Source organism: Clostridium sp. BSD9I1, assembly GCF_900185645.1.
Taxonomy (GTDB): Bacteria; Bacillota; Clostridia; order Clostridiales; family Clostridiaceae; genus Clostridium_AK.
Genome location: NZ_FYAM01000025.1, coordinates 1 through 22616, shown reverse-complemented (window position 1 = coordinate 22616; position 22616 = coordinate 1). Strand labels below are relative to the sequence as shown.

23 protein-coding genes and 1 rRNA gene are annotated in these 22616 nt (G+C 29.9%); 11 read left to right on the top strand and 13 right to left on the bottom strand.

What is annotated here, in order from left to right; genetic code table 11:
- The first annotated feature begins 50 nt into the window (after positions 1-50).
- The 3 genes from BSD9I1_RS15610 to yyaC are packed head-to-tail and all read left to right on the top strand — an operon-like array spanning position 51 to position 2912.
- Positions 51-1205 carry an aminotransferase class V-fold PLP-dependent enzyme gene (locus BSD9I1_RS15610; protein WP_186431213.1) on the top strand — a complete coding sequence of 385 codons (1155 nt, stop codon included), beginning with the start codon at positions 51-53 and terminating at the stop codon, positions 1203-1205.
- Positions 1206-1209: 4 nt separating this feature from the next.
- Complete coding sequence (ytvI, locus tag BSD9I1_RS15605; RefSeq protein ID WP_035310100.1) at positions 1210-2265, top strand: sporulation integral membrane protein YtvI; 1056 nt, start codon at positions 1210-1212, stop codon at positions 2263-2265.
- 56 nt (positions 2266-2321) lie between these two features.
- Positions 2322-2912, top strand: a complete 591-nt coding sequence (gene yyaC / locus BSD9I1_RS15600; RefSeq protein WP_186431133.1) for a spore protease YyaC — start codon at positions 2322-2324, stop codon at positions 2910-2912.
- Positions 2913-3024: 112 nt separating this feature from the next.
- Here the strand turns inward: yyaC and BSD9I1_RS15595 are convergent, their stop codons facing one another.
- The 13 genes from BSD9I1_RS15595 to rpmH all read right to left on the bottom strand — a co-directional run bounded on the left by BSD9I1_RS15595 (position 3025) and on the right by rpmH (position 12771).
- A complete protein-coding gene (locus BSD9I1_RS15595) occupies positions 3025-3279 on the bottom strand; it encodes a YkuS family protein (protein ID WP_035310097.1) in 255 nt (84 codons plus the stop codon).
- Between the two features lie 65 nt (positions 3280-3344).
- Positions 3345-3848 (bottom strand): DUF4446 family protein, encoded by a 504-nt coding sequence (locus BSD9I1_RS15590; RefSeq protein ID WP_186431132.1) that lies wholly within the window; start codon positions 3846-3848, stop codon positions 3345-3347.
- 51 nt (positions 3849-3899) lie between these two features.
- A complete protein-coding gene (locus BSD9I1_RS15585) occupies positions 3900-4760 on the bottom strand; it encodes a ParB/RepB/Spo0J family partition protein (RefSeq protein ID WP_186431131.1) in 861 nt (286 codons plus the stop codon).
- Between the two features lie 3 nt (positions 4761-4763).
- Positions 4764-5531, bottom strand: coding sequence for a ParA family protein (locus BSD9I1_RS15580; RefSeq protein ID WP_035310140.1), 768 nt, complete (start codon positions 5529-5531; stop codon positions 4764-4766).
- Between the two features lie 179 nt (positions 5532-5710).
- Positions 5711-6493, bottom strand: a complete 783-nt coding sequence (locus tag BSD9I1_RS15575) for a ParB/RepB/Spo0J family partition protein (protein ID WP_035310138.1) — start codon at positions 6491-6493, stop codon at positions 5711-5713.
- An 83-nt stretch (positions 6494-6576) separates the two neighbouring features.
- On the bottom strand, positions 6577-7296 hold the full coding sequence (rsmG, locus tag BSD9I1_RS15570) for a 16S rRNA (guanine(527)-N(7))-methyltransferase RsmG (protein WP_186431129.1): 720 nt from the start codon (positions 7294-7296) through the stop codon (positions 6577-6579).
- Between the two features lie 82 nt (positions 7297-7378).
- The gene (gene mnmG, locus BSD9I1_RS15565) at positions 7379-9259 is read right to left on the bottom strand and encodes a tRNA uridine-5-carboxymethylaminomethyl(34) synthesis enzyme MnmG (protein ID WP_186431128.1); all 1881 of its coding nucleotides are present in this window, start codon (positions 9257-9259) and stop codon (positions 7379-7381) included.
- A 9-nt stretch (positions 9260-9268) separates the two neighbouring features.
- The gene (gene mnmE / locus BSD9I1_RS15560) at positions 9269-10648 is read right to left on the bottom strand and encodes a tRNA uridine-5-carboxymethylaminomethyl(34) synthesis GTPase MnmE (protein WP_186431127.1); all 1380 of its coding nucleotides are present in this window, start codon (positions 10646-10648) and stop codon (positions 9269-9271) included.
- A gap of 72 nt (positions 10649-10720) precedes the next feature.
- Complete coding sequence (jag, locus tag BSD9I1_RS15555; protein WP_035310083.1) at positions 10721-11347, bottom strand: RNA-binding cell elongation regulator Jag/EloR; 627 nt, start codon at positions 11345-11347, stop codon at positions 10721-10723.
- 15 nt (positions 11348-11362) lie between these two features.
- Entirely contained in the window at positions 11363-12022 is a 660-nt protein-coding gene (yidC, locus tag BSD9I1_RS15550) for a membrane protein insertase YidC (protein ID WP_186431126.1), read from the bottom strand.
- A gap of 18 nt (positions 12023-12040) precedes the next feature.
- On the bottom strand, positions 12041-12250 hold the full coding sequence (gene yidD / locus BSD9I1_RS15545; RefSeq protein ID WP_186431125.1) for a membrane protein insertion efficiency factor YidD: 210 nt from the start codon (positions 12248-12250) through the stop codon (positions 12041-12043).
- On the bottom strand, positions 12247-12585 hold the full coding sequence (gene rnpA, locus BSD9I1_RS15540; protein WP_035310080.1) for a ribonuclease P protein component: 339 nt from the start codon (positions 12583-12585) through the stop codon (positions 12247-12249). Before rnpA ends, yidD begins: the two co-directional genes overlap by 4 nt.
- A gap of 51 nt (positions 12586-12636) precedes the next feature.
- Positions 12637-12771, bottom strand: a complete 135-nt coding sequence (gene rpmH / locus BSD9I1_RS15535; RefSeq protein WP_035310078.1) for a 50S ribosomal protein L34 — start codon at positions 12769-12771, stop codon at positions 12637-12639.
- A gap of 521 nt (positions 12772-13292) precedes the next feature.
- On the opposite strand from rpmH, the gene dnaA reads away from it, so the two are divergent.
- From dnaA to BSD9I1_RS15495, 8 genes are all read left to right on the top strand, one after another.
- Positions 13293-14648 carry a chromosomal replication initiator protein DnaA gene (gene dnaA, locus BSD9I1_RS15530; RefSeq protein WP_186431124.1) on the top strand — a complete coding sequence of 452 codons (1356 nt, stop codon included), beginning with the start codon at positions 13293-13295 and terminating at the stop codon, positions 14646-14648.
- Positions 14649-14908: 260 nt separating this feature from the next.
- Entirely contained in the window at positions 14909-16012 is a 1104-nt protein-coding gene (gene dnaN / locus BSD9I1_RS15525) for a DNA polymerase III subunit beta (protein WP_186431123.1), read from the top strand.
- A gap of 14 nt (positions 16013-16026) precedes the next feature.
- Positions 16027-16233: a S4 domain-containing protein YaaA gene (gene yaaA / locus BSD9I1_RS15520; protein ID WP_186431122.1), complete on the top strand. Its 207-nt coding sequence runs from the start codon at positions 16027-16029 to the stop codon at positions 16231-16233.
- 139 nt (positions 16234-16372) lie between these two features.
- On the top strand, positions 16373-17479 hold the full coding sequence (gene recF, locus BSD9I1_RS15515; protein WP_186431121.1) for a DNA replication/repair protein RecF: 1107 nt from the start codon (positions 16373-16375) through the stop codon (positions 17477-17479).
- Positions 17480-17496: 17 nt separating this feature from the next.
- Complete coding sequence (remB, locus tag BSD9I1_RS15510) at positions 17497-17760, top strand: extracellular matrix regulator RemB (RefSeq protein ID WP_035310067.1); 264 nt, start codon at positions 17497-17499, stop codon at positions 17758-17760.
- Between the two features lie 17 nt (positions 17761-17777).
- Positions 17778-19691, top strand: coding sequence for a DNA topoisomerase (ATP-hydrolyzing) subunit B (gene gyrB, locus BSD9I1_RS15505; protein ID WP_186431120.1), 1914 nt, complete (start codon positions 17778-17780; stop codon positions 19689-19691).
- 18 nt (positions 19692-19709) lie between these two features.
- The gene (gene gyrA, locus BSD9I1_RS15500) at positions 19710-22139 is read left to right on the top strand and encodes a DNA gyrase subunit A (protein WP_186431119.1); all 2430 of its coding nucleotides are present in this window, start codon (positions 19710-19712) and stop codon (positions 22137-22139) included.
- 392 nt (positions 22140-22531) lie between these two features.
- Positions 22532-22616, top strand: a 16S ribosomal RNA gene (locus tag BSD9I1_RS15495); the annotation flags it as partial.

Genomic DNA, 22616 nt, shown 5'->3' with positions numbered 1-22616 from the left:
TAAAAATATATTGATACAAAATTTATTAGATAATTAGGATGGTGATTACTATAAGTATATATTTAGATAATGCAGCTACAACCTTTCCAAAGCCCAATGAAGTTACAGATTCTATGATAAAATACATGACAGAAGTAGGGGGAAATCCCGGGAGAGGTGCCTATAAGAACTCAATTAAGAGTAGTGAAATTGTTTTTGACTGTAGATTAAAACTTGCTGAACTTTTTAACTTTGATAAATTAGAAAATGTAATTTTCACACCAAATATTACTACATCATTAAATACTTTACTAAAATCATCTGTAAAAGATGGCTGGCACATAATTACTACTTCAATGGAGCATAACTCAATATTAAGACCTCTTGCATCCCTTCAAAGATCTAAAAACATTGAAGTTGACATAATATCTTGTAATGAAAGTGGTATTATTGATATAAATATGCTTAAAGAAACAATAAAAGAAAATACTAAATTGATTATTCTTTCTCATGCTTCTAATGTAATAGGTAGTGTACAGCCAATTAAAGAAATAGGTGATATATGTAAAGAAAAGAATATATACTTTATTATAGATTCTGCTCAAACAGCAGGAAATTTAAATTTAGACTTTAAAGACCTTAATTGTAGTGCATTAGCATTTACAGGGCATAAATCATTACTAGGTCCCCAAGGGATAGGCGGATTTTTACTTACAGATGAGTTTAATGATGAAATGTCACCTTTTATAGAAGGTGGTACAGGTAGCGAATCTTTTAATACAGAACAACCTACCTTCTTACCAGACAAATTTGAAAGCGGCACATTAAACATGCCTGGTATAGTAGGATTACTTTCTTCTTTGAAATTTATAGAAAACTTTGGATTAAAAAACATAGAAAACACAGAACATAACTTATTCAAAATATTTATAGAAGAGCTTTTAAATATAGATAATATAAGTATTATAGGATATAATAGTAACTTAAAGTATGTTCCTACCATTTCTATAACATCTTCTAAAATTGATGTTGCTGAACTTGGTATGCTACTTGAAAGAGATTTTGGCATTATGACAAGAACGGGGCTCCATTGTGCTCCATTAGCCCATAAAACAATAGGAACCTTTCCTACTGGAACCTTACGGTTTAGTTTAGGATTATTTAATACCAAGGAACATATTGACTATACTATAAATTCACTATTTAAACTGTTAAAAAGGGAGTGACATAATGGGGCGGTTTTTACAACGATTTGATAGAACAATATTGTTCTTTATAATTTATACACTTGTATTTATAACATTTTTTAAAACCCTACAGTTTACCTTACCCTTTGTGCTAGCATTAATTTTTGCACTTATATTAAGAAAACCAAGTAGATTTATATGCAAAAAATTCAAGATAAAGAACTCTATATCTTCTTTACTAGCTACATTGTTTTTTTTCACAGTGATTTTATCTCTCTTATATACTGTGATTTTTACTCTTACTAAAGAAGCCATACAATTAGCTAAAAATATTCAGCTATATTTAAATACTAATAGTAATAACATAAACTATCTTGTTCAAGATTTAGAACAATATTATAATAATTTAGATCCATCTATTATAAATGCTATAGAGAAAAACTTATCATCTTATATATCTAAAATTTCTAATTTAACTGTATTAATTACAGGTAAGATAATACAAGGAGCTATATCATTTTTAGGGTATATACCTTCTGTTTTTATGGTAGTATTATTTACTTTAATATCAACATACTTTTTTACAAGAGACTTGTCCTCTGCGAAAACTAAGTTTTTGCACGCTCTAGAAAATGAGAACTCAGATAGGCTTATTCATATAATTCATGAAGCTAAAAGAATGCTTACAAATTATGCTATGTCTTATTTGCTTGTTATCTGTATTACATTTATAGAGACACTAATTGGCTTTACAGTCTTAAAAGTAAAGTATTCTGGTATATTAAGTGTTGTAGCTGCTATATTTGATATTCTTCCTGTACTTGGAGTTGGCGGCATATATATTCCCTTAGCTTTAATCTACTTCTTTATAGTTAAAAATTACTTTACTGCCTTTGGAATATTAATATGGTATATAGTTGTAACTGTAGTGAGACAAATAGTGGAGCCTAAAATAGTATCTGCCTCATTAGGATTACATCCGGTATCAGTAATTGCTGCTATATTTATAGGATTAAAGGTAAATGGCATTTCAGGAATGTTTTTTTGTATCTTCTTAGTAGTTTTTTACAAAGTATTAAAATCTGTAGATGTATTATAATTTATGTATAATAAACCTCCGTTTGGATATAATCCTAAACAGGAGGTTTTGCTTATATGGAGAAAAAAGTTATGTTTGATTCATCTGTTACATCTTCTATATTTTCTTTAAGAGATACCTTAACTGAATTCTTAAGTCCTGTAGTAAAATCTAATAAAACTATTGTTGTATTATGCATAGGTTCTGATCGTTCTACAGGTGATAGTTTAGGTCCTTTAGTTGGACACAAACTTAAATTCTTAACTAGGGAGAATTTCTATATTTACGGAAACCTGGAAAACCCAGTTCACGCTAAAAACTTATGTGAAACAATTGAAGAAATACATATGAAATTTAAAAATCCATATATAATAGCCATAGACGCTTGTCTTGGAAGTATTCAAAATATAGGTAAGGTTTGCGTTGAAGAAAAGCCATTGAGCCCTGGCTCAGCTATGAATAAGAACTTGCCTGAGATTGGTGATCTAAGTATAACAGGAATTGTAAATATTTCTGGTTCTCTAGAATTTATGGTTCTTCAAAACACTCGTCTTTATACGGTTATGCAGTTAGCTGAAACCATATCTGAAGGTATATATCATTCTGTACTTAAAACCATAGGTGGTAAAAAGATTGAAAAAAGTAAAAAAGTACTTTTAAATAATTAATATTTATAAACATTTAAAATATAAGGCGATTCTTAATAATTTATGATAATTTATAGTTTTAACTTAATTATTATCATATATGATTTAAGCATCGCCTTATATAAAAAACAATCTAAAATATGGAATTATCCGTTCTATTATTGAGTATGTTTTCTATTTCATCTATATTTTTACTTCCAAGGTCTATTATAAGAATCCCCTCATTTTTCAAGGTATGTTCCATAGTTAATTTGCTTAATCCCCCGTCCTTTAGATTGCATATAATAACATCACAATTACATTCTCCAAGGGATTTTATTATGCTATATCCTCTTTTTTTTAATTCATTTGATATATGATTAAGTTCTTCAGAAACACATATTACCATAGTAAAAAACCTCCTTTAAGGTAAATATTACCCCAAACGAGATTTTTTATACTTATGCTTAAATATTATTCATTATCATTCATTGCATCTTGTAGTACTTGATCTTCTTCGTCAGATAATTCATATCTTGATATACCCTTATCTATAGGCTTTGCATAAGTTGTACTTTCATTTCTTCCATAAAGTCCAGTAAGAATTATTCCGTTATTACTGTTATCTAATAAGGCTATTGAATAGCTCAAGTCACTTCCAACATCCTCAAACGCTCTATATCTTACAATTGAAAACTTTTGAATGCATGAGTTAATCTTAATACTTAACTCATTATATAAATCATTGATATGCTCAGTTTTTTCTACAGATTCATCTATTTTATCTAAATAACTTGTTATTACTTTTTCTAAATTTTTATTATCTACTCCCCTCATAAGTCTTTTATACCTTACCTCTAATCTACTTATTGCCTTTCCCTGTACAGCTATAGCTATAATTAATATAATTACAATTGCCACAAGAGCTATTATTATAAAGGGCTGAACTTCATTTAGTGCTGCAATTAAGCTTTCCATATAATATCTCCTTTCATGTTATTGTTTCACGTGAAACATTTTATAATTTACTTAAAGTTTTAGTATATCTAATATTCTTTGAAGGTCTTCTTCAGAATAATATTCAATTTGAATCTTTCCTTTGTCATTATTGCTATTCAAAACTACTCTAGTTCCAAATAACTCTTCTAACTTATTTTTTATATCATCATAATATATATTGTTAATTTGCTTATTATTTCTTTGTTTCTCTTTGTCCCTGTTTAGTGATTTTATCAATTTTTCAGTTTCTCTTACACTTAATTTATCATCTATAATCATCTGAGATATCTTATATTGTAATTCCTTATTTTCAATAGCAAGCAATGTTCTGCCATGCCCCTCAGTTAAAACTCCATCTATAACATAGTCTTGAACTCTTTCATCTAAATTTAAAAGTCTAATACAATTTGTAATAGCTGTTCTAGATTTACCCACTCTTTTACTCAATTCTTCTTGCGTTAACTTAAAATCTTCTAAAAGATTTTTATATGCTTTAGCTTCTTCAATTGGATTTAAGTCCTGTCTTTGTATATTTTCTATTAAGGAAATTTCCAGAATCTCTTTTTTATTTAGCTCCTTTATAATAACAGGTACTTCTTTGATCCCAGCAAGCTTTGCCGCTCTCCATCTTCTTTCTCCAGCTACAATTGTATATGTATGGGTACCATCATCTTTTGTAATAAGTATAGGTTGAATAACTCCATACTGTTTTATTGACTCTGATAGTTCCATTATTTTTTCTTCATCAAAGCTCTTTCTAGGCTGAGTGTTATTAGCTCTTATAAGCGAAATATCTATCTTTTGCATCCCATTTAGCAAGAGATTATCTTCTGAAGAATCTTCAGGAATTAATGCCCCCAATCCCTTTCCTAATCCAAACTTCTTACTCATATTTTAATTCTCCTGCCTTTCTAAGAATTCCTTAGCTAGCTTTTCATACGCCTCTGCACCTTTACATTTATTATCATACAACATTATCGGCAATCCAAAACTAGGGGATTCTGCCAGTCTTATATTTCTTGGAATAGTTGTATCATATACTTTGTTCTTAAAATACTTTTTAACTTCACTAACTACTTCATTTGAAAGATTAGTTCTACTGTCAAACATGCTTAAGACTACTCCCTCAATATCAATATTGGGGTTTAATGACTTTTTAACGAGTTGAATAGTATTAACAAGTTGTCCAACTCCTTCTAATGCATAAAATTCACATTGTATAGGAATCAATACACTATTAGAAGCAGTTAAAGCATTAATAGTTAAAAACCCTAATGATGGAGGACAGTCAATAAATATAAAATCAAACTTTCCTTCAACACTTTTTATTTTTTCTCTCAATATTTTTTCCCTATTAACCTTATCTATTATTTCCACTTCTGCTCCTGCTAAAGACATAGTTGAAGGAACTATGTAAAAATTGTCTACAAATTCACATTTTATCATAGCCTCTTCTATAGAGGTATCATCAGTGATTACATCATAAATAGATGTTTTAATTTTTCTCTTATCGAAACCTAATCCACTAGTGGTATTACCCTGAGGATCTATATCCATAGAAAGAACTCTATATCCTTCCATAGCTAAGTATGAACATAAATTAATATTAGTTGTTGTCTTACCCACTCCACCCTTTTGATTAAATACTGTAATTACCTTCACCATATTCACCGCCTCATAATATTAGTTATAGTTTTATTATATAGTCATATAATATATAAAAAAAGTACTTATTTAAAAAAATTGTATAAAAATAAAAAAACTATGTGCTAAAATGTTATTTTCACTCATCACATAGTTTTTAATGTTTCACGTGAAACATTTATTATAATATTATTGAATTATTTATTCTTTGGAATTGTAATCATAATTTGAATACTTTCTTCTGAATCTTGAGATGAATACTGTGCATTTAGACCATACTTATCAAATACTTGTCTAATAGTATTTATATAAACCTTAGGACTAAAAATACCTTTGATTTTTTTTCTTTCCTCTTTTGAAGAACTCTTTTCTATTAACTTATTTAACTCTTTTTCTATGAGCTCTTCTGATTTCTTTACATTTAAACCTTTTTTAATTATGACACTTAAAACCTTTTTTTGAAGCTCTTCTGCCGGTAACTTAAGAAGGGCCCTAGCATGTCTTTCTGTAAGATTATTTTCTATTAAAATCTTTCTAACTCCAGAAGTTAATCTTAACAGTCTTATTTTATTAGCTATAGTAGATTGCTTTTTACCTATAATTTCCGACAACTGTTCTTGAGTATAATTATGTTCTTTAATTAAATTGTAGTATGCTTCTGCCTCTTCCAAAAAATTCAAGTCTTCTCTTTGTATGTTTTCTAATAATGCTATTGCTGCTGAATCCTTATTGGACACATCAACAATTATAACAGGTACTTCTTGTAAACCTGCCTTCTTTGCTGCCCTTAATCTTCTTTCTCCTGCTATTAATTCAAACTTATCTTCACTAACCCTTCTTACAGATAAAGGTTGAATAATGCCATAAACCTTTATGGATTTTGATAATTCCTCTATGGCTTCTTCATTAAAAAACTTTCTAGGTTGATACACATTAGGAGAAATCAATTCAGTATTTATATAACTAACCTTTTGTTCCATATTAACCCATCCCTCTTGTGCTTTCATTTATTTAAAATTTCTCTGTTAACCGTTAAAATTCCTTCTATAATTGAATAAAATTTTTATCTTAAAGGACTCTTATTAACTAATCCAGCTTTTCTAGGATATTTATCTGGGGTTTCTTTTATCTTCTTTATAATAACTAAATTATGTCTTAAGTCACTTTCTTCTATGTCGATTCCTATTATATCTTCTATCTTTCCTCCTAAAGTACTTATTGCATTTTTGGCTTCTTTAATTTCTTCCTCTACAGCTGGCCCTTTCATTGCAATAAAATATCCATTTAATTTTACAAATGGTAAGCAAAACTCACTTAATACACTCATATTTGCTACAGCACGAGAAACTACACCATCAAAGCACTCTCTATAACCTTTATCTTTTGCAACATCTTCTGCCCTGCCATGAACAGTTTTGATATTCTCTAGTTTAAGTGTATTAATAACTTCATTTAGAAAATTTATTCTTTTGTTTAGTGAATCTAATAAAACCACTTGCTTTTTTTCATCGACTATTTTAATAGGCAGTCCTGGAAACCCTGCTCCAGTCCCTACATCTATAATCCTTTTCATATCCTTTAAAGGAGAAAACTTATATATTTTTATGCTATCTATAAAATGTTTTTTTATTATTTCCTCATCTTCAGTTATAGAAGTAAGGTTAATTTTTTCATTCCATTCTTGTAATAAGTTTTTATACTGTATTAACTGATTATACTTATTTTCATCAAAATCAATATTTATATCTTCACAAGAAGCCTTAAGTATATCGAAATATTGCATATTTATCCTCCATAAATCACTTATATATGAATTATATAATTCATATATAAGTGTAATTTATATTTTATTTAAAATTAATTTATTACTTTGAAAGTCTATATTTATGTTCTAAATAAATAAGAAGTACAGAAATATCTGCTGGAGATACTCCAGATATTCTAGATGCCTGCCCTATATTCATAGGATTAATTTTGCTTAATTTTTGTACTGCTTCAATTCTCAAACCATGCACTTCACTATAATTGATTTCAGATGGAATAAGCTTTTTCTCAAATTTCTTGAACTGTTCTACTTGCTCTAATTGTTTTTGTATATATCCCTCATATTTAGCCATAGTATTTACTTCATATTGTACTTCATACGGCAATTCAATTCTATCTTTATCTAATTCGTAAACTTTAAAATAATCTAATTCAGGTCTTTTTATAAGCTCATATAAGCTTATTGGCTTTCTCAACTCTGATGAATTTAAGGATATTAACATTTCATTTATCTCTTTTTTATTTGTTATTTGAAGGGCTTTTATACGGCCTATTTCCCCTTCTATAGCTTCCTTCCTACTTATGAAGCTTTTGTATCTTCCTTCAGTAACAAGTCCTATTTGATAACTCATTTCTGTAAGTCTCAAATCTGCATTATCCTGCCTTAATAAAAGTCTATATTCTGAACGTGAAGTCATCATTCTATATGGTTCATTAGTTCCCTTTGTAACTAAATCATCTATAAGAACTCCTATGTATGCATCAGACCTTTGTAGTATAAAAGGTTCTTGTCCTCTCACCTTTAAAGCAGCATTTATTCCCGCTACAAGTCCTTGTGCTGCTGCCTCCTCATACCCTGAGCTTCCATTAACCTGGCCTGCTCCAAATAACCCTTCTATTTCTTTAAATTCTAAGGATAATTTTAATTGTGTAGAATCTATAGAATCATATTCTATTGCATATGCTGTTCTTAAAAATTCTACATTCTCAAGACCAGGAACACTGCGATACATTGCAATTTGAACATCTTCTGGTAAGGAACTAGACATACCTCCTACATACATTTCCTCAGTATTTTCTCCTTCAGGCTCAATGAATACTTGATGCTGTTCCTTATCTGGGAATCTCATTACCTTATCCTCTATAGAAGGGCAATATCTAGGTCCTACTCCTTCTATAGACCCGTTATATAAAGGAGATCTATGTATGTTTTCTCTTATTATTCCATGAGTCTTTTCGTTTGTATAAGTTAAATAGCATGAAACTTGATTTCTAGTTATTTCTCCACTCATAAATGAAAATGGAACTATCTTTTCATCTCCTGGTTGTTCTATCATTTTAGAAAAATCTACTGTTCTTCTATTTATTCTCGCTGGAGTACCAGTTTTAAATCTTCTTAAACTTATTCCTAAGTCTATAAGGCTTTGTGATAAGTCCTGCGCAGGAAATAACCCATTTGGTCCACTACTATAGCTTACATCTCCAATTATCACTTTACCTTTTAAGTATGTTCCTGTGGCAAGGATAACAGCTTTAGTGTTATAATATGCACCATTTTTTGTAAGCACACCTTTAATTTTACCATCTTCTACATCCAATGCAACTACTTCTATTTGTTTCATTGTTAAATTTTCTTGGCTTTCTAAAACATTTTTCATTCTTTGAGAATACTTCTGCTTATCTGCCTGTGCTCTTAATGAATGCACAGCAGGTCCCTTTGAGGTATTAAGCATTCTAGATTGGATAAAGGTATTATCTATATTTATACCCATTTCCCCACCTAAGGCATCTATTTCCCTTACTAAATGTCCTTTTGCTGTTCCTCCAACATTAGGATTACAAGGCATCATACCTACACTATCTAAGTTTATCGTACATACTAGTACCTTGGATCCCATCCTAGCAGCTGCAAGGCCAGCCTCACAGCCTGCATGGCCTGCTCCTACTACTACTACATCGTAATCTCCTGCATAATACTTCATATACTCTCCCTACTTTCCTAAACAAAATTCTGAAAATATTTTATCTATAATATCTTCTTCTAATGTATCGCCTGTAATTTCTCCGAGCCTTGACCATGCATCTCTTATATCTATAGATGATAGATCTATTGCTAAAGTATTATTTAACGTATCTAGAGCTGAGCTTAAGCTTTCCTTTGCTCTAATTAGTGCTTCCTTATGTCTAGCATTAGTTATAATTATATCTTGATTCTTTACTTCCCCTTTAAAAAACAATTCCTTTATAGAATCTTTAAGCTCATCTAGTCCCTTGCCGCTTTTAGCTGAACTTTCAATTATGTATTTTAAATTTAAACCTGCTAAATCTTCCTTAACTACTTTATTTTCCAAATCACTTTTGTTTAGTAAAACAATATATTTCTTATCTCGTATATAATCCATTATTTCTTTATCTTCATCATCTAATTCCCTACTTAAATCTATCATAAAAATAATTAAGTCAGCTTCTATTATTTTTTCCTTTGATTTTTCTACACCAATTTTTTCAACAATATCTTCTGTTTCTCTAATTCCTGCTGTGTCTATTATCTTAATAGGTACACCATCTAAATTTATATATTCCTCTATAACATCTCTTGTGGTTCCTGGTACCTCAGTTACTATAGCTCTTTGTTCTTTTAGTAAAGCATTTAATAAAGAAGATTTTCCTACATTAGGTTTACCTACTATAACTACATTTAATCCTTCTCTTAAAATCTTACCCTCATCTGCAGTACTTAAAAGTTCACTTACTTCATTTATTATATTTTCAACTTGGATACTAACTTGATTAGATGTAACTTCCTCCAAGTCATCCTCAGGAAAATCCACTGTTGCTTCAATATGAGCTATAGTCTGAAGTAACCTATTTCTTAGAGAATCTATCTCCTTAGAAATTCTACCGTTGGATTGAAGTACCGCTGACTTCATGGATAATTCTGTTTTAGCTCTTATTATATCTATAACAGCCTCTGCCTGGCTTAAATCAATTCTACCATTTAAAAAAGCTCTCTTTGTAAATTCACCTGGCTCTGCAACTCTTGCCCCAGCCTTTATAATTTCTTGAAATATTCTTTTTGTTGGCGTAACACCACCATGACAATTTATCTCTACTGTATCCTCTGCAGTGTAACTTCTTGGTCCCTTCATATACGTTACCAAAACTTCATCTAATATATCTTCCGTCTCTTTTTCTATTATAAAACCATATCTCATGCTATATGGACTTATATCTAATAAATTCCTATTATTTTTTCCCTTGAAAATACTATCTACAATATCTAAGCTCTTACTTCCAGAAATTCTTATAATAGAAATACCGCCTTCGCCAAGCACTGTTGCAATTGCAGCAATAGTATCAAACTCTTTCATAAGTTTCACCTCATATTTAATAATGTTTAACTAATTAACTCATTTTACTATAAATTTAAAAAGAAAGCCATATTAGGCTTTCTTTAAATCTACTACAACTCTTCTATAAGGTTCTTCTCCCTCACTATATGTTTTTACTTCTGGGTCATTTTGAAGAACAGAATGTATAACCCTTCTTTCATAGGGATTCATAGGCTCTAATTTAACAACCTTTCTTGTTCTTCTAGCCTTATTCGCTATCTTTAAAGCTAACCTTTTAAGAGTTTCTTCTCTCTTTTGTCTATAATTTTCTGTATCTAATATAACTCTCTTATACTCTTCTTCATGATCCTTATTTATAACAAGACTTACAAGATACTGTAGTGAATCTAATGTCTCTCCTCTATATCCTATAAGTAAACCCATTTCAGGACCTGCAAGAATTATCTTTAAAGCATCTTGTTCTTCTCTAATTCTTATTTCAGCCTTTATGCCCATAGAATTTAAAACTTCTCTTAAAAATTCTCTTGCTTCAGATATATAGTCCTTTTTAACTGTAACTCTTATCTTTGCTGGCCTACAACCAATTAAATTAAACAGACCCTTATTTCCTTGATCTAAAATATCTATCTTTACCTTATCTTCTGTAACATTTAATTCCCTTAAAGCGTTCTTTGTAGCTTCAGCTATGGTTCTTCCAGTCATATCAATATATTTCATACCGCAAGCCCCCCTTTAAGCATTAAGTGCCTTATGTCTTTCCTCTAATTTCTTTGTAAGAAGTGTCTGACCCATCTGAATTATGTTACTTATTACCCAATATAAAACTAAGGCTGATTTAAGCCTCCAGCTTATAAATATCATAAATAATGACATACTAATATTCATCGTACCAGTTTGCTTAGCCTGAGGACTATCTCCTGGAGGCGCCATCAATAATGATGCATAGTATTGAGTAGCTCCAGCTAAAACTGCAAGCACTACATCTGCCTGTGCTAAATCTTTTACCCATAAAAAACTCACACCATTTATTCCTGTAATATTATTAAATACATAATATAAGGCTATTAATATTGGCCATTGAATTAATATAGGTAAACATCCACCTAATGGATTTATACCTCTGTCCTTATAAAGCTTCATTACTTCTTGTTGGGACTTTTGTGGATCATTTTTATATTTTTCTTGAATTTTCTTTGTTTCTGGCTGTATTTCATTCATTCTTACACTAGAACGAATTGATTTAATATTTAACGGTAACAATATTAACTTTATTATTAATGTAACTAATATAATGGCTATACCATAAGAATAGTTAGGATTTGTAATAAAACTCGTTACTAACTGATGAATAAAAACAAAGAATTGAATCAACGCATTGTTTAAAATACTCATTATAAACCTCCAGTCAAATTATTCAACAGGATCATATCCCCCTGGATTAAAAGGATTACATCTTAAAATCCTTTTAATTGACATAAAACTTCCTTTTAATACTCCATATTTATTGATAGCATCTAATGCATATTGAGAACAAGTGGGGTAAAACCTGCAGCATGGGTTTTTAAGAGGTGAAATATACTTTCTATATGATTTAATTACCAATATTATAATACTTCTCAATTCTTAATTAAACCTGCCTTTTCTAACAAATTTAACAAGGACTTTTCTATAAGGTGATAATCCTTATCTTTGGCAGGATTTCTTGCTATAATTACACAATCATAGCCTTCTTTTATACTATTATATCTAAGACGTACATTTTCTCTAATCAACCTTTTAACTCTACTTCTTACTACACTTTTACCTACTTTTTTACTAACTGATATGCCAAATCTACTATCTTTATTTTTATAATTTTTATACATATATAAAACTAATAATTCATTAGAAAAAGACTTTCCTCTTCTGTATACCACTCTAAATTCTGCATTCTTTCTTAACTTATACTTCTTCATCATCTATTGCTCCTTTTTTGCGGTTGCAGAAAAAGGCCACAATATGCGGCCTTATGCTGTCAATCTCTTTCTACCTTTTTGTCTTCTTCTTTGAAGAACATTTCTTCCTGATTTAGTCTTCATTCTTTTTCTAAATCCATGTTCTTTCTTTCTCTGCTTCTTTTTTGGTTGGTATGTCATAAACATTGAGCTACACCCCCTTTTTGTATAATGTGTATAGCAATTAACTTACTACCTTATTTATAGTTTTACTATTAAATTATATATATACCTACCCTTTCTGTCAAGAAAAAGGGTTTGTTAATATTTTAAAATTATTTTTTGTGGATAACTTCTTGAATACCTATATGCGTTTTGATATTATTAATAAAGGACTGTTGATAACCTTTGTTTATATTTAACTTATCCACAATTGTTGATAACTATGTGTATAAGTTGTTATATTTTTTGTTTTATTCTTTATAATATATATTCTAGACCTGTTTTTACCTAGTTATTCATATGTTAATAGTGTTATCAATTATTTATTAACATATGTTGATAAACAATTGAATAAAAAACTATGTACAAAAATACTAACATGTGAATATTTTTATTGATAATTGTCAACAACCTATAATGATGTGTATAAACTTGTAGATTTACTGTTAATTAGGGAATTTTCTATTTAAATTTAATATTTAATATTTTGAACTGGAGGATAAAATATGAATGCCCAATTAAAAGATATATGGGAAAATGCATTAACTATTATTAAAGGAGAGCTTACAGAGGTAAGTTTTAATACTTGGATTAAAAGCATTGTTCCTTTAAAAATAGAAGCGGATTGTTTTTATTTATGTGTCCCTAATGATTTTACTAAAGGCATTTTGAGTAGTAGATATAAGGATCTCATTATTAATGCTTTAAAACTTATAACTTCTAAAAGATATAATGTAGAATTTATAGTATCTACAGAAGAAGTAATAGACTTAGAAAAAAGTCCTTCCAATAATATACCTGAAAAAAATAATAATATAGTTGTAAATGATGAAATGTCAGCTATGCTAAATCCTAAGTATACTTTTAAATCCTTTGTCATAGGCAATAGTAATAGGTTTGCTCATGCAGCATCTTTAGCAGTAGCTGAGGCCCCTGCAAAAGCTTACAATCCACTTTTTATATATGGAGGAGTTGGACTGGGAAAAACTCATCTAATGCATGCTATTGGTCATTATATTCTTAATAATAATCCTAACTCTAAGGTTGTATATGTTTCTTCTGAAAAATTTACAAATGAACTTATTAATTCTATAAAAGATGATAAAAATGTAGAATTCCGTAATAAGTATAGAAATATAGATGTACTTTTAATAGATGACGTTCAATTCATAGCAGGAAAAGAAAGAACTCAGGAAGAATTTTTCCATACATTTAATGACTTACATGAGTCAAATAAACAAATAATTTTATCAAGTGATCGACCACCTAAAGAAATTCCTACATTAGAAGATAGGCTTCGTTCTAGATTTGAGTGGGGACTTATTGCAGATATTCAGGCACCTGATTTTGAAACTCGAATGGCAATACTAAAGAAAAAAGCCGATGTAGAAAACTTAAGTATTCCAAATGAAGTGTTAGTATACATAGCCACTAAAATAAAGTCTAATATAAGAGAACTTGAAGGAGCATTAATTAGAATAGTCGCCTTTTCCTCATTAACAAACAAGGAAATTAGTGTAGACTTAGCTTCAGAAGCACTTAAAGATATTATATCTAATAAGCATTCTAAGCAAATTACTATAGAATCCATACAAGATATAGTTTCTAGCTATTTTAATTTGCGAGTTGAAGACTTTAAATCTGCAAGAAGAACACGAAATGTAGCTTTCCCAAGGCAAATTGCCATGTATCTTTGTAGAAAGCTTACCGATACTTCACTGCCTAAAATAGGTGAAGAATTTGGAGGAAGAGATCATACTACTGTAATACATGCATATGAAAAAATTTCTTCAAGCTTAAAGGAAGATGAGTCCTTACAAAACGCCGTTAGTGAACTAACGAAGAAAATAACTCAAAAATAGCTAACACTTGTGTATTATTTTTTTATTAATAGCTGTGGATAAAAATAAAAACTTTTATTTTATATAATTATGTGGATAAAGTTAGTTGACGCAGAACAACTTATCCACAATTATTTTTTCTTATTTTTCGTTGATTTATCTAGCCTGAAGGCACTTATCAACAATTCCACAGCCCCTACTACTATTACTACTATAAATATCTATTATATCTATTCTATCTAAGAAGAATATTTAGTGTTGATAATTAAGGAGGATTACATATGAAATTTACATGCGAAAAAAGCAATCTTCAAGAAGGTATATCTATTGCCCAAAAGGCTGTTACAGGAAAATCAACAATGCCTGTCTTACAAGGTATTTTATTAAAAGCTTTGGGCTCGTCTATTGTATTAACAGGATCAGATATTGATTTAAGTATAGAAACTAAAATCAAAGCAGACATAATTGAAGAAGGAGAAATTGTTGTTGATTCAAAAATATTTGGAGAAATAATAAGAAAATTACCAAACGATATAATTGAAATAACTACAAAGGACAATAATTCAATAGAAATAATATGTCAAAAATCTAAGTTTACTTTAATTCATATGAATGCAAAAGATTTTCCTGAACTACCAACTATCAATGAGAATACAATTGTTCAAATTCCGCAAAGCATACTAAAAAATATGATAAAATCAACTATATTTGCTGTAGCACAAGAAGAAACTCGCCCAATACTTACAGGATTATTGTTTGAAATAAAGGATAAAAACCTTAATTTAGTGGCACTTGATGGATACAGATTGGCAGTAAAATCTGAATATATTGATAGTGAAAGTACAATAAGTGCTGTAATACCAGGGAAGACTTTAAATGAAGTATCTAAGATACTAGAAGAAACTGATGAAAAAGTTAATATAACATTTACTCCAAATCATATTTTATTCACAATAGGGGAAACTAAAATAGTATCAAGACTTTTAGAGGGCGAATTTATTAAATATAAATCCATAATCCCAGATGAATATAATCTTAAAGTAATGGCTAAAAGATCAGAATTACTAGGATGTATAGAAAGAGCATCATTAATGGGCAAGGATGGGAATACGAATTTAATAAAATTAGATATACAAGGAGAAAATATGATTATCACTTCAAATTCTCAATTGGGAATGGTGAGAGAAGAATTAAACATAATTTTGCAAGGGCAGCCGCTACAAATTGCATTTAATTCAAAGTATCTAATTGATGCCTTGAAAATAATGGATGAAGAAGAAATATCCATGGAATTGTCTAGCAGTGTAACGCCTTGTATTATAAAAAATAATGAAGTAAACAATTGTACTTACCTTGTATTACCAGTTAGATTATTAAATAACTAAGGGGAATTAATGATATGATTGAAATAAAAATAAATACAGATATAATAAAGCTAGATGCCTTTCTTAAATGGTGTGGGGCTATATCAACAGGTTCAGATGCAAAATATTATATTCAAAATGAAATGGTAAAGGTAAATGGAGAAATTGAAACCAGAAGAGGGAAGAAGTTAACAAAAGGTGACAAAATTGAAGTAGATGGAGAAGAGTTTATAATAGTTTAATATAATACGAGTTAAGAGAGTTTAAGATATATAAATAAAGGCTTTGTTAAAGGCATGATTTTAAGCAGATCTTAACTCTTTTATTTATATTTAGCTGAATTGAAAATATTATGATATAATTACATAATGGGTGTTTTGTATGTATATAAAGTATTTACAGTTAATTAATTATAGAAATTATAAAGAGTTAAGTATAGAATTAAGTAAAAATGTCAATGTTTTTATTGGAGATAATGCTCAAGGAAAAACCAACATTTTGGAAAGTATTTATTATTCAAGTATAGGAAAATCCCATAGAACAATTAGAGATAAAGAACTTATAAATTGGCAAGAAGAAAGTGCTTATATAAAACTTTACGTTGAAAAAGAAAGATTAGATAAAAAAATTGAAATAAAAGTTTTCAAAGAAGGAAAGAAAGGAATTAATATAAATTCTATTAAGATAAATAAGATTTCTGAACTTTTAGGGGTATTAAACGTGGTAATGTTTTCTCCTGAAGATTTAAAAATTGTAAAAGAATCTCCATCCTTTAGAAGAAAATTTTTAGATATAGAATTATGTAAGTTGAGTAAAGCATATTATCATAACTTAGTTCAATATAATAAGATCTTAAACGAAAGAAATATGGTTATTAAACATAAAAGTGAATCTTTAATGAATATGTTAGATATATATGATGAACAATTGTCTAGTTATGGAACAGCTATTGTAAGGGACAGAAAAGCCTATATTAAAAATCTCAACAGCAAGGGTAAGGTTATACATAAGGAAATAACATCTGGAAAAGAAGATATAAGTTTTTCTTATTGCTCATCTATAAATTTCAAGGAAGGTAATAAAAAAGAGTTTCTAGATGCAATTATAAATAATAGGGAAAAGGATCTAGAAAAAAGAACTACTTCCTTGGGACCACATAGAGATGATTTTATTATTAAAATAAATGATATAGATGCAAGAAGTTTTGGTTCTCAAGGGCAGCAAAGGACTTCCGTTTTAACTATAAAGTTTGCATCTTTAGAAATAATAAAAGAAATTGCAGGAGAATACCCAGTACTATTGTTAGACGATGTGCTTTCAGAACTTGATTCCAAGAGACAAAGGTATATATTAAACTCTATTAATAATATACAAACAATAATAACATGTACTGGAGTTAATGATATAAAAAATTATCTAAAAAAAGATGATTCGAAAATTTTTACAGTAACTAATGGAAAATGTATGGAAAAAAATTATATACTCTAAATTAAGGAGGAATATTGGTGTTTTTGCATTTAGGTGAAAATGTTGTAGTGCCTTTAAAAGATGTAATAGGTATTTTTGATATAGAAACTTGTATGTATAGTTCAGATACAGCACAATTTTTAAGAATGGCAGAAGAGGATGGATTTATATATCGCATAACTAAGGAAAAACCAAAATCATTTATTATTGCAGAGGTAGATAAAAAAAGTAAAATATATCTATCTCCAATTTCATCGTCTACTTTAAATAAGCGATCAGAAGTAATATATTATGAACTTTAAGGCTAAGGAGGATATATATGGAACAAAATAACAATGAAGCATATGATGATAGTCAGATACAAGTCTTAGAAGGATTAGAAGCAGTAAGAAAAAGGCCTGGGATGTATATAGGAAGCACAAGCCTTAGAGGGTTACATCACTTGGTATATGAAATAGTAGATAACAGCATAGATGAGGCTTTAGCAGGCTATTGTGATGAAATAAACGTATTTATACATGAAGATAACTCCATTACAGTTAAGGATAATGGTAGGGGGATGCCTGTAGGTATGCATCCTAAAATGCAAAAACCAACAGTAGAGGTCATTATGACTATACTACATGCAGGAGGCAAGTTTGGTGGAGGAGGATACAAGGTTTCAGGAGGCCTTCATGGAGTTGGTGCTTCTGTCGTAAATGCTCTTTCAGAAACTTGTCAAGTTGAAGTTGCAAGAGAAGGATACATTTGGAAGCAAATCTATGAAAGAGGAAAGCCAATTACAGGTCTTGATAAATTAGAACCTACAGATAAACATGGAACTAGAACTTATTTTAAGCCAGATCCTGAAATCTTTGAAGAAATTGATTTTGATTATGATACATTAGCTCAAAGATTAAGAGAACTAGCATTTTTAAATAAGGGAATTAAAATTATATTAATAGATGAAAGAGTAGATAAAGAGGATGAATTTCATTATGAAGGAGGAATAAAATCCTTTGTAGCTTATTTAAATAGAAATAAGGAAGCTTTACACGATGAACCTATTTATATTGAGGGTAATAAGGATGATTATCTAGTAGAAATAGCACTTCAATACAATGACAGCTATACAGAAAATATATTTTCATTTGCAAATAATATAGATACTGTAGAAGGGGGAACCCATTTAACAGGTTTTAAAAATGCATTAACTAGAGTATTTAATGATTACGCTAAGAAATTTGGATTTTTAAAGGAAAATGATAAAAATTTTTCAGGGGAAGATATAAGAGAAGGCCTTACAGCGGTAGTTTCAATTAAATTAACTAATCCTCAGTTTGAAGGACAAACAAAGACTAAGCTTGGAAATAGTGAAGTTAGAGGTATAGTTGATAGTATAGTAGGTGAAGGTGTATCTATTTTCCTAGAAGAGAATCCTCAAATTTCAAAAACTATAATAGATAAATCATTAACGGCTTCTCGTGCAAGAGAAGCAGCAAGAAAGGCAAGAGAGCTTACTAGAAGAAAGTCTGTTTTAGAAAATACAGCGTTACCAGGAAAGCTAGCAGATTGTTCATCAAAGGATCCAAAAGAATGTGAAATTTATATAGTAGAGGGAGATTCTGCGGGTGGATCTGCAAAGCAGGGTAGAAATAGAAGATTTCAAGCCATTTTACCTTTAAGAGGAAAGATAATGAATGTTGAAAAACAAAGATTGGATAAAATACTTAATTCAGATACTATTCGATCGATGATAACAGCTTTTGGAGCAGGAATTGGAAAAGATTTCGATATCTCAAGAATACGATATGACAGAATAATAATAATGACAGATGCTGATGTAGATGGTGCGCATATAAGAACACTACTACTTACTTTTTTCTACAGGTATATGAGAGAATTAGTAGAACAAGGGCATGTTTACATAGCACAACCACCATTGTATAAAATAGCTAAAAGTAAAAAAGAACAGTATGTTTATTCAGATAAAGAGCTAGAAAAAGTACTATTTGAGATAGGTGGAAGAGATAATAATACAGATATTCAAAGATATAAAGGTCTTGGAGAAATGAATGCTGAGCAGCTTTGGGATACAACTATGAATCCAGAAAATAGAGTTCTTCTTAAAGCTACAGTAGAAGATGCAATGGCAGCAGATGAAATATTTACTATACTTATGGGTGACAAGGTAGAGCCTAGAAGAGAATTCATACAAGAAAATGCTAAAAAAGTTGGTAACCTTGATATATAGTTGGAAGGTGAGAGATTAATGTTCAATGAAGGTAAAGTTTTAGAAGTAGATATAAAGCAAGAAATGAAACGATGTTATATAGATTATGCTATGAGTGTTATAGTAGGTCGTGCACTTCCTGATGTACGTGATGGTTTAAAACCTGTACATAGAAGAATATTATATTCTATGCAGGAATTAGGGCTTTCTCCAGAGAAAAGTTATAGAAAGTGTGCCAGAATAGTTGGGGACGTATTAGGTAAATACCATCCTCATGGAGATAGTTCAGTTTACGATGCGTTAGTAAGATTGGCTCAAGATTTTTCTATAAGATATACAATGGTAGATGGCCATGGAAACTTTGGATCTGTAGATGGTGACTCTGCAGCAGCTATGAGATACACAGAAGCTAAGATGAGTAAAATTGCGGTAGAAATGTTAAAAGATATTAACAAAAATACGGTGGATTTTGTACCAAATTTTGATGGTTCTGAAAAGGAGCCATTAGTACTTCCTTCACGTATTCCTAATCTGCTAGTTAATGGTTCATCTGGGATAGCCGTAGGGATGGCTACCAATATACCTCCTCATAACTTAGGTGAAGTAATAGAAGGTATACACTTATTAATAGATAATCCTGATGTTACTGTGTTAGATTTAATGTCTAAGATAAAGGGACCTGATTTTCCTACAGCAGGTATAATACTTGGAACTAATGGCATAAGAGAAGCTTATGAAACTGGAAGAGGAAAGATACTTGTAAGAGCTAAGGCAGAAATAGAAGAAGAAAAGGGAAGACAAAGAATCATAGTAACAGAATTGCCTTATCAAGTAAATAAGGCAAAGCTTATAGAAAATATGGCTGACTTAGTAAAGGATAAAAGGATAGAGGGAATTTCTGATCTTAGAGATGAATCAGATAGAGATGGTATGAGAGTTGTAATAGAAATTAAAAGAGATGCTAATGCAAATATCGTTTTAAACCAACTCTATAAACATACAAAAATGCAAGATACCTTTGGAATAATAATGTTATCACTAGTAAATAATGAGCCTCAAGTTTTAAATTTAAAGCAAATGCTGGTTTATTATATAGAATTCCAAAAGGAAGTAATAAGAAGAAGAACTAAGTTTGAGTTAGATAAAGCAGAAGCTCGTGCCCATATTTTAGAAGGATTAAGAATAGCTCTAGATCATATAGATGAAGTAATTAAGGTAATAAGAGGTTCTAAAAATACAGAAGAAGCTAGAAATGGCCTTATGAGTGGATTTGGATTATCTGAAAAACAAGCTCAAGCCATTCTTGATATGAGACTTCAAAGGCTTACAGGATTAGAACGAGCTAAAATAGAAGAAGAATATGCAGAACTTTTAAAGACAATTAATTATTTAAAAGAGATATTAACAAGTGAAGAGCTTGTGCTAAAAATTATAAAAGACGAGTTAAACGAAATAAAGAATAGGTATGGAGATGAGAGAAGAACTCAGATCGAAAAGAGAATAGATGAAATAGATATAGAAGATTTAATACAAGAGGAAGAAGTTGTTATAACTTTAACTCATTCAGGATACATAAAGAGAATTTCATCTGATGCATACTCCTCACAAAAAAGGGGAGGAAAAGGAATTCAAGCCATGACCACTAAGGAAGATGACTTTATAGAAAGAATATTTGTAACATCCACTCATAGTAATTTATTATTCTTTACTAATTTAGGTAGAGTATATAAGCTTAAGGGTTATGAATTACCTGATGCGGGAAGAGTAGCAAAAGGACTAAATCTTATTAATCTTATACCATTAAGTCCTAATGAAAGTGTTAGAGAAGTTATATCTATAGCGGATTTAAAGGATGACGGATATTTATTAATGGGAACTAAAAATGGAATCATTAAGAAAACTCCATTAAGTGAATTCTCTTCTATAAGAAAGAATGGATTAAATGCTATAAACTTAAGGGAAGATGATGAATTACTCAAGATTAAGAAAACAAGAGGAGATGCAGAGATATTTATAGTAACTGCAGCTGGGTTTGCAATAAGATTTAGTGAAAAAGATATAAGACCTATGGGAAGAGCAGCTACAGGGGTAAGAGCTATTACCTTAAGAAAAGGTGACATAGCTGTAGGTATGGATATAGTTGAAGAAGATAAAGATGTATTAGTAGTTAGTGAAAATGGATTTGGAAAAAGAACACACCTATCTGAATATAAAGTTCAAAGTAGGGGTGGAAAAGGACTAATTACTTATAAGGTTACAGAAAAGACAGGTAAGATAACTGCAGCAAGAATTGTAAAAGATGAAGATGAAATTATGCTTATTAATAGCAGTAATATTGCTATAAGAATATTAGTTTCAGATATAAGTATAACAAGCAGAAATGCTATGGGTGTTACCTTGATGAAAACAGTAGAGAATGAAAAGGTACTGGCAATTGCAAAAATAAATACTTCAGTAGAAACTGAATAAATTAAATAAAAATGCCCTTTAATTTAATTAAGGGGCATTTTTATGTTTAAACTTAACTACAACTTTTTCTGGTGTATCAATATGAGAAAAATTAAGAAAAAATAAGAAAAACAATGAAAAATGAGTATATTATTCTATAATAAGAGATATAATAATAGAGCGATAGTATATACATGATAAAATAACACATGTCGTCACAAGAAACGACAAATGAGTTAACAAAGATTTAAAAGATATTTTAAAAAGTTGTTGACAACAATAAATTAAAGTGTTAATATGTAAAAGTCGCTTGGAGCGACAGGGTCTTTGAAAATTGAACAGAGAATAGAAACCAGTCAATTACTTAACAATTAAATGTTAAGAAACGCGATGAGCGAAACAGATTAAACTTTTAAATTGAGAGTTTGATCCTGGCTCAGGACGAACGCTGGCGGCGTGCCTAACACATGCAAGTCGAGCGATGAAACCCTTCGGGGT

Coding starts and splice junctions, on each gene's coding strand:
- gyrA (WP_186431119.1), top strand. CDS start 19,710: ATGTTCAATGAAGGTAAAGTTTTAGAAGTAGATATAAAGCAAGAAATG.
- yaaA (WP_186431122.1), top strand. CDS start 16,027: ATGATTGAAATAAAAATAAATACAGATATAATAAAGCTAGATGCCTTT.
- mnmE (WP_186431127.1), bottom strand. CDS start 10,648: ATGAAAGAGTTTGATACTATTGCTGCAATTGCAACAGTGCTTGGCGAA.
- BSD9I1_RS15585 (WP_186431131.1), bottom strand. CDS start 4,760: ATGAGTAAGAAGTTTGGATTAGGAAAGGGATTGGGGGCATTAATTCCT.
- yidC (WP_186431126.1), bottom strand. CDS start 12,022: ATGAGTATTTTAAACAATGCGTTGATTCAATTCTTTGTTTTTATTCAT.
- BSD9I1_RS15595 (WP_035310097.1), bottom strand. CDS start 3,279: ATGGTAATATGTGTTTCTGAAGAACTTAATCATATATCAAATGAATTA.
- rsmG (WP_186431129.1), bottom strand. CDS start 7,296: ATGCAATATTTCGATATACTTAAGGCTTCTTGTGAAGATATAAATATT.
- mnmG (WP_186431128.1), bottom strand. CDS start 9,259: ATGAAGTATTATGCAGGAGATTACGATGTAGTAGTAGTAGGAGCAGGC.
- jag (WP_035310083.1), bottom strand. CDS start 11,347: ATGAAATATATTGATATGACTGGAAGAACCATAGCTGAAGCTACAAAG.
- BSD9I1_RS15575 (WP_035310138.1), bottom strand. CDS start 6,493: ATGGAACAAAAGGTTAGTTATATAAATACTGAATTGATTTCTCCTAAT.
- dnaN (WP_186431123.1), top strand. CDS start 14,909: ATGAAATTTACATGCGAAAAAAGCAATCTTCAAGAAGGTATATCTATT.
- BSD9I1_RS15590 (WP_186431132.1), bottom strand. CDS start 3,848: ATGGAAAGCTTAATTGCAGCACTAAATGAAGTTCAGCCCTTTATAATA.
- rpmH (WP_035310078.1), bottom strand. CDS start 12,771: ATGTTTATGACATACCAACCAAAAAAGAAGCAGAGAAAGAAAGAACAT.
- rnpA (WP_035310080.1), bottom strand. CDS start 12,585: ATGAAGAAGTATAAGTTAAGAAAGAATGCAGAATTTAGAGTGGTATAC.
- dnaA (WP_186431124.1), top strand. CDS start 13,293: ATGAATGCCCAATTAAAAGATATATGGGAAAATGCATTAACTATTATT.
- yyaC (WP_186431133.1), top strand. CDS start 2,322: ATGGAGAAAAAAGTTATGTTTGATTCATCTGTTACATCTTCTATATTT.
- ytvI (WP_035310100.1), top strand. CDS start 1,210: ATGGGGCGGTTTTTACAACGATTTGATAGAACAATATTGTTCTTTATA.
- recF (WP_186431121.1), top strand. CDS start 16,373: ATGTATATAAAGTATTTACAGTTAATTAATTATAGAAATTATAAAGAG.
- gyrB (WP_186431120.1), top strand. CDS start 17,778: ATGGAACAAAATAACAATGAAGCATATGATGATAGTCAGATACAAGTC.